The following is a 7,247-nucleotide window of genomic DNA, read 5'->3' on the forward strand; positions in this document are numbered from 1 at the left end:
CAGAGCCATGACGCGGCGCGTACAATATCGCCACTTCCTGTGGCCTCGGCCACGCCTCGACGCGATTGACTGGCTCATGAGTGACGCATCTTACCGTGACGCAATCTTTTCGACACCCCTGGACCGGGTGGCCAATTTTTCCTTCGATGAAAAGGTCGTCGCCTGCTTTCCCGACATGATTCGCCGCTCGGTACCCGGCTATGGTCAGATCCTGGGCATGCTGGGCCTGATCGCCGAACGCCACCTGCGCTTCGGCGCTCACGTCTATGACCTGGGCTGCTCGCTGGGCGCCGTGACCCTGGCGCTCGCCGGACGCTTGCCGCCGGAGGCCTTCACCCTGACCGGCGTCGACCTGTCGCCGACGATGGTCGCCCGGGCACGTGAAACGCTCGGCGAGGAATGCCCCGATCATCGCATCGATATCGTCGAGGGCGATATCCGCCACGTCGACTACCGACCCGCCGGCATGATCGTGCTCAACTTCACGTTGCAGTTCCTGCCCCCCGAGGACCGTCGCGCGGTCATCGAGCGCCTGTACGCCGCCCTCGAGCCCGGCGGCGTGCTGGTGCTTTCCGAGAAGATCGTGCTGCCCGACGAGCAGGAAAACGCCTGGCTGGTGGAACGCTACCACGATTTCAAGCGCGCCAACGGCTATAGCGACATGGAAATCAGCCAGAAGCGCACCGCGCTGGAAAACGTGCTGGTGCCGGACACCCTCGACGCGCACCACGAGCGCCTGCACGAGGCCGGCTTCACCCGTGTCAGCACCTGGTTCCAGTATCTCAACTTCGCCTCGATGGTCGCCTTCAAGGATGCCTGATCGCTCTCTGCCCCCTGCCCAGCGGGCCCTGTTCGATGCCCTGCTCGATCACGGCCTGAGCGAATGGGTCGCCCGTCTGCCCGCGCAACTCGCCGATGGCCTGGACCGCAAGCGCTTCGGCGACCTGCCCGCCTGGGAGAAGGCCGTCGCCAAGCTGCCCACGCTGCCCGAAGCACGTGATGTCGCGCTCGACAGCGACAGCGTGCGTGTCGATCTCGCGCTCACCGAGAGCCAGCAACGTCAGTGCGAGAACCTGCTGCGCAAGTTGATGCCCTGGCGCAAGGGACCTTACACCCTGGGCGGCATCCACATCGATACCGAGTGGCGCTCGGACTGGAAATGGCAACGCGTCGCACCGCACCTGTCCCCGCTCGAGGGACGTCGCGTGCTGGATGTCGGCGGCGGCAACGGTTACCACGGCTGGCGCATGGTGGGCGCAGGCGCGGCCTTCGTGCTGATCGTCGACCCCTCGCCGCGTTTCTACTATCAATTCCAGGCCGTGCGCCATTTCGTCGGCGATGCCGATGGCTGTCGCACGCATTTCCTGCCGGTCGGCATCGAGGCGGTACCGCCGAAGCTGGAAGCGTTCGACACCACCTTTTCAATGGGTGTGCTCTACCATCGGCCCTCTCCCCTGGAGCATCTGATGCAGCTCCGCGACACCCTGCGCCCGGGGGGCGAGCTCGTCCTCGAGACCCTGGTGGTCGAAGGCGAGGCGAACACGGTCTTCATGCCCGGCGAACGCTATGCCGCCATGCCCAACGTATATTTCCTGCCCTCGTCGAAGGCCCTAGCGCACTGGCTCGAGCGCAGCGGTTTCGAGGACGTCCGCGTCGTCGACGAGGCCCCGACATCGCTGGCAGAACAGCGCAGCACCGAGTGGATGACCTTCCACTCGCTGGCCGACTTTCTCGACCCCGAGGATGCGACACTGACGCTCGAAGGCTACCCGGCGCCTCGACGGGCCGTTCTGGTGGCACGCAAGCCGGAGTGACTTGCCCTTATTCGACATGCGAACGATAATATTTATCATTATCGTCGTCGAAGGAGACTCCTCATGCTGTCGCTCTTCAATACGGCTCTCGAGGGCACCCCAAGCCTGAGGCCGTTCAGCGATCGCCTGGTGCCCGGCGAGCTGCTCGGTATCTGCGGGCCGCACGGCGCCGGCAAGAGCACCCTGATCGGCCTGCTCGCCGGCCTCTATCGACCCACGCGGGGCAGCATCTGCCTCGATGGCCAGCCGCTGCACTGCTGGCCCAGCGCCTATCGCGCCCAGCGCATCGCGCATGTCATCGCCCCTCCGCAAAGTCTTGCCGACTGGCGTGTGCGCGACCTGGTGGGACTCGGGCTGCTGGAGAGCTGCTCGCGCGTCGTGCAGCAAGGCGCCGCTTCGCCTCCCTGCCTGCCGGTGGCGGTGGAGACGGCGCTCGCGGCACTCGACCTGCAGGGCGTGAGCGACCGACGCCTGGGGACGCTCGACGCCGTCAACGCCCAGCGAGCCATGATCGCGCGGGCACTGTGCCAGGTCGCGGCGGCGCCCTACTGCCCCTGCCGGCAGCGCCGCGACAACGGCATCCTGCTGCTCGACCTGGAGCCCCTGGCACACGATCAGGAGCAGCGCCTGCTGGCCGATCTGGGCGCCGCCTCACGGCGCCACCGGCTCTGCATCGTACCGGTGGTCAGCCCCTGCGATGCCAGCCTTGCGCATTGCGATCGCGTCTGGTGGATGGATGGCGGGTCGCGCCGTGCCGACCTGTCGCCGTCGGTCCGCCACGTCCTGCGCGTGCAGGTCTCCTCGGCCGAGCGTACCCGGCCGAACGCACCACCCCCCAATGACGCGGCGCCATGACTCGCCCCCGACGACTCAGTGAGTCTCGGTGTGTTCGGCCTGCAAGGCCTCGCGTCGAATGCGCCAGTCTTCCAGCGCCATGCGTGCGCGCGCATGCCGCGCCTGATCGCGCAACGCCGGCGAGGGCGAATCGTCGGCATGCAGCACGCCCTGCGACCAGCGGTAGAAAGTCGGATCGGCGAGATGCGTCACCGCGCCCGCCGCGCCGATCGCCAGCCCCTGGCCACCATCCTGCCGATTGAACGTCAACGCCATCGGCGAGGTCGCCGGCGCGTACAGGTCGCGCCCCATCCATGGCACCTCGGCGGCGGACAGCGAATGCGCCCATAGCGTGGGGAAGATGTCGCGATGGCTGGCCCAGTCCTCGGTTCGAGCCTCGCCCTGCCCGCGATAGCGCGGCGGAATCCACATCAATATCGGCACGCCGAATTGATCGAACAAGTCATGGGCGTCGGGGTAACGAATCAACGAGCGCGAATTGTGATCGCCGGTGGCCGCGAACAGAGTGTGATCCATCAAGCCAGCGTCCTCGAGACGGTTCAGGAAGCGACCCATGCTGTCGTTGGCATACTGGTACGTCTCGAGAATCGAGGTCCCGAATGCCGGCGACACGGCCAGGGCATCGCCAAGGCGCGAGACATCCAGCGGCGCGGGATCGTAATGCTCGGGAATCCGGTAAGGCGGGTGATTGGTGATCGAGAGCATCACCAGCATCACCTTCTCGCCGTTGGCCTCGGCTTCCTGCAGCAACGCCTCGCCATAGCGGAACATCCACTCGTCATAGAGCCCCCAGGTGCTGCCCCGAGCCTCGGGGAAGCGTTCGCGAATGGCGTTTTCACCCAGCACCTCATCGAAGCCCTGGCGCTTCAAGGCATCGTCGAGGTTGCGCCATTGCGTCGAGCCGGCGGTGAGGAACACGGTGCGATAGCCGGCGCGTTCATACGGCAGCGCGACGGAGGTGGAGAAGCGATGATACCCGTGCCGGCTCTGGGTCAGCGGGCTGATCGGGGTATCCAGCAGCATGCCTTCTAGGCTGGGATGCGTGCCATTCTCCGCCGATAGCGCATGCGGAAAATAGTCCGCCTTGTCTTCCACCCAGGGGCGCAGATGCCCCAGAAGGTCATTGTGCGCGGGGTCGTCGAAATCCATCGGTCGTCGTCCCCAGCTTTCCATCACGCTCACCACGACGTGCGGCGGTCGAGCGGTCGCCGCGGGACGTTCGGGCGTGGTCCGCTGCATCCGCTCGCGCACCTCGCCGGGCGTATCGACCTGCGACCATCCCAGCGCGCGTGCGGCGGCCTGGGGAGACGCGAAACCGAGACGCGTCAATCCGGACTCCGGGTCGTCGCTGCCGATGGCATCCACGCCACGTTCTTTCCATGCCAGATACAACGCCTGGGGGCCGCTGGGCACCAGGTCATTGACGAAGGCATTGCCGGACACCGACATGTGCATCTCGCGCAGCGGGAAGGTGCCCAGGGTGCCGCGGCCCAACCCGATCAGCGCGACCAGCGACACCACGACCAGCAGCGTCGCGCGGGCAGGTCCCAACGGCGCCCTTGCACGCCGGCGACCCCGGCGCATCAGCGCGATCTGGGTGCCCGTCATGCCGACGAGCACCACGACGAGAGGCACCAGCGGGTAATCGTTCCACACCGTTTCCAGCACGGCCTGGGTGTCATCCTCGAACAACCCGAAGATCAGCGCGTTGATGGGCCCCTGGTAGAAGCCGAAGAAGAAATGATTGATCAGCGCCAGCACATTGACCAGCGCCATGATCGCGACGGCCCAGGCCAGCCATACACGGCGCCAGGCGGCGATCAAATACCGTGGCAGCGGCAGCAATGCCGTCGCGATCAGTAACCACGGCCCCAGCAAGACCGCCATGATCTTGGCGTCGAAGCGCAGCCCCATCCAGAACGCATCGAACACCTCCCCCTGAGATGCATCCAGGGGCGTCGGGGCATTGACCCACAGCAACAGCGCGCGCATCAGTGTCAGTGTCGCCACGCCGATCAGGCCCAGACGCCAGAGCTGACGGTTCAATTCGCGCCAGTGCTGCCAGCGCGATATCGTCACGGAATCGTTATACATTTGTCATCTCGATCTGGTAAACGCGCACACTATACCGATCTCGAGGGCCACTGGCGATACGTTAGCGGACTAACTGGAAGACCGATAAGGAAAGGAGGGCGTCGGGGAAACGGCGCATCAGCGCAGGGAACGGGGGCCCACGAACGACGACGCGCGGCCGAAGCCGCGCGTCGCGATACCTGTCTGCCCCTGCCGTGTCACGGGCAGGGACCGCTTTGCAGGTTGGCCTGGGTCACGTTGCTGCCCGGCTCCACGTCGCGTGTCAGCCAGACGTTGCCGCCGATGATCGAGCCCTTGCCGATGGTGATGCGCCCGAGGATCGTGGCGCCGGCGTAGATGACCACGTCGTCTTCGACCACCGGGTGGCGCGGCAGGCCTTTTTCGAGGTGGCCACGCTCGTCCGCCGGGAAGCGCTTGGCGCCCAGCGTCACCGCCTGATAGAGACGCACGTTGTTGCCGATGATCGCGGTCTCGCCGATGACCACGCCGGTGCCGTGGTCGATGAAGAACCCTTCGCCGATGGTCGCGCCCGGGTGAATGTCGATGCCCGTGTCGGAATGCGCGATTTCCGCAATCATGCGCGCCAGCAGCGAAAGATCCGCCTGATAGAAGTAATTGGCGATACGGTGGTGAATCACCGCATGCACGCCCGGATAGCACAGCAGCACCTCATCGACGCTGCGCGCCGCGGGATCGCCGTGGTAGGCGGCCATCACGTCGGCATCGAGTTGACGACGCAGCTCGGGCAGGCCGGCCGCGAACCCCTGCACGACCTCCACCGCACGCGCCTGGGTGTCGCCGGCATCACGCCCCAGTTGCCGGGCGATGTACTTCAGCTCCAGGCAGACCTCGTGACATAGCGCGTTGAGGGTGGCATCCAGCGTGTGGCCGACATAGAAATCCTCGCTCTCGCGACGCAGATCGCTCGGCCCCAGGCGCATCGGAAACAGCGCGCCGATCAGGTCGTCGGTAATCGCACGAATGGCGCTTCGCGACGGCAGTTCGCGACAGCCACGCTCGCGTGAACGCCCATGACGCTCGCGCCAGGTTTCACGGGTGGCCCTCAGTTGCGTCACGATTTCATCAAGCTGCCAATCGACGTTATGCATACCCTCACCGTGTCATCAATGGTTGCGAAAGACTCATGATAAGCCGACTCATGGTCGAGTGCGACCTTGTCGCGTCCTCGCAGCCTGCATGAAAAATGCCCTCCCCACGAGCGCGGGAAGGGCATGGAAGAACGCGTTCAGCCCGTGATCACTGACCGAAAAGCGAACGTACGTCTTTTGCTTCCCAATGCGGGAAATGCTTGCGGATCAAGGCATTGAACTCGATTTCGAAGGCCTGCCAGTCCACTTCGCCGGTGTTGCCGGCGCCTTCCGCCGCGCCGCGCACCATGCCCGCGCCGACGGTCACGTTGGTCATGCGGTCGATGACGATGAAGCTGCCGGTGCCCGGGCTCACGCGGTAGTCGTCCACCGGCAGCGTGCCCGCCACCTCGACGCGGCAGCGGCCGATGGCGTTGAGCGCCAGCCGTTCGGCGGCGTGGTGCTCGAGCGTGTTGACGTCGGTCTGGTAGTCGATCCGCGTGATCTTGCCCGCCAGGTCCCGCGTGGCGAGCTTGAGGTCGTACAGCCGGCCGGGCTCCAGCGCGGTGTCGTGCATCCACACGATGTCCGCCTCGAAGGCGTCGGCCAGCGGTACCTCGGCGTCCTCGGCGACCAGCCAGTCCCCCCGCGAGATGTCGATCTCGTCGTCGAGCGTGACGGTGATCGCCTGCCCCGGATAGGCCTCCTCGAGGTCGCCGTCGAAGGTGACGATGCGAGCCACCGTGGAGGCCTTGCCCGAGGGCAGCACCTTGACGCGCTGGCCGGGCCGCAGGATGCCGGCCTCGAGCGTGCCGCAGTAGCCGCGGAAGTCCAGATGCGGGCGGTTGACGTACTGCACCGGCAGCCGCAGGTCCGTGAGGTTCTTGTCGTGCGTGACCTCGACGGTCTCCAGCAGATGGAGCAGCGCCGGGCCCTCGTACCAGCTCATGGCCTCGCTCTTGTTGACGACGTTGTCGCCTTCCAGCGCGGACAGCGGCACGAAGTGGATGTCCGGGGCGTTGAGCTTGGCGGCGAATTCGCGGTACTCGGCGACGATCTCGTCGAAGCGCGCCTGGGAGTAGTCGACCAGGTCCATCTTGTTGACCGCGATCACCAGGTGCTGGATGCCCAGCAGGTCGGCGATGAAGCTGTGCCGCCGGGTCTGGGTCTGCACGCCGTGACGGGCGTCGATCAGGATCACCGCGAGGCTGGCCGTGGAGGCGCCGGTGGCCATGTTGCGGGTGTACTGCTCGTGACCGGGGGTGTCGGCGATGATGAACTTGCGCTTGTCGGTGGAGAAGTACCGGTACGCGACATCGATGGTGATGCCCTGCTCGCGCTCGGACTGCAGGCCGTCGACGAGCAGCGCCAGGTCGACCTGGTCGCCGGTGGTGCC

Annotated in this window: 6 protein-coding genes; 3 read left to right on the forward strand and 3 right to left on the reverse strand. The window is 65.9% G+C overall.

Annotated elements, in window-relative coordinates:
* The first annotated feature begins 76 nt into the window (after positions 1 to 76).
* From cmoA to ABGX75_RS09750, 3 genes are all read left to right on the forward strand, one after another.
* On the forward strand, positions 77 to 820 hold the full coding sequence (gene cmoA, locus ABGX75_RS09740; protein WP_035415267.1) for a carboxy-S-adenosyl-L-methionine synthase CmoA: 744 nt from the start codon (positions 77 to 79) through the stop codon (positions 818 to 820).
* Positions 813 to 1,814, forward strand: coding sequence for a tRNA 5-methoxyuridine(34)/uridine 5-oxyacetic acid(34) synthase CmoB (cmoB, locus tag ABGX75_RS09745; RefSeq protein ID WP_110061992.1), 1,002 nt, complete (start codon positions 813 to 815; stop codon positions 1,812 to 1,814). The genes cmoA and cmoB overlap by 8 nt, the downstream gene beginning before the upstream one ends.
* A 63-nt stretch (positions 1,815 to 1,877) precedes the next feature.
* On the forward strand, positions 1,878 to 2,669 hold the full coding sequence (locus tag ABGX75_RS09750; RefSeq protein ID WP_052046799.1) for an ABC transporter ATP-binding protein: 792 nt from the start codon (positions 1,878 to 1,880) through the stop codon (positions 2,667 to 2,669).
* Between the two features lie 15 nt (positions 2,670 to 2,684).
* On the opposite strand, the gene ABGX75_RS09755 is transcribed toward ABGX75_RS09750, so the two are convergent.
* The 3 genes from ABGX75_RS09755 to cysN all read right to left on the reverse strand — a co-directional run.
* Positions 2,685 to 4,763 (reverse strand): LTA synthase family protein, encoded by a 2,079-nt coding sequence (locus ABGX75_RS09755; protein ID WP_224114505.1) that lies wholly within the window; start codon positions 4,761 to 4,763, stop codon positions 2,685 to 2,687.
* A 197-nt stretch (positions 4,764 to 4,960) separates the two neighbouring features.
* The gene (epsC, locus tag ABGX75_RS09760; RefSeq protein ID WP_011507844.1) at positions 4,961 to 5,872 is read right to left on the reverse strand and encodes a serine O-acetyltransferase EpsC; all 912 of its coding nucleotides are present in this window, start codon (positions 5,870 to 5,872) and stop codon (positions 4,961 to 4,963) included.
* 148 nt (positions 5,873 to 6,020) lie between these two features.
* Positions 6,021 to 7,247: sulfate adenylyltransferase subunit CysN (gene cysN, locus ABGX75_RS09765; RefSeq protein WP_347411451.1), on the reverse strand; the 1,227-nt coding region annotated here is incomplete at its 5' end.

The sequence above is a fragment of the Chromohalobacter sp. genome (assembly GCF_039830575.1).
Lineage (GTDB): Bacteria > Pseudomonadota > Gammaproteobacteria > Pseudomonadales > Halomonadaceae > Chromohalobacter > Chromohalobacter israelensis.

Excerpts from the sequence above, each read along its gene's own strand:
- epsC (WP_011507844.1), bottom strand. The coding sequence starts at position 5,872 with ATGCATAACGTCGATTGGCAGCTTGATGAAATCGTGACGCAACTGAGG.
- ABGX75_RS09755 (WP_224114505.1), bottom strand. The coding sequence starts at position 4,763 with ATGTATAACGATTCCGTGACGATATCGCGCTGGCAGCACTGGCGCGAA.
- cmoA (WP_035415267.1), top strand. The coding sequence starts at position 77 with ATGAGTGACGCATCTTACCGTGACGCAATCTTTTCGACACCCCTGGAC.
- cmoB (WP_110061992.1), top strand. The coding sequence starts at position 813 with ATGCCTGATCGCTCTCTGCCCCCTGCCCAGCGGGCCCTGTTCGATGCC.
- ABGX75_RS09750 (WP_052046799.1), top strand. The coding sequence starts at position 1,878 with ATGCTGTCGCTCTTCAATACGGCTCTCGAGGGCACCCCAAGCCTGAGG.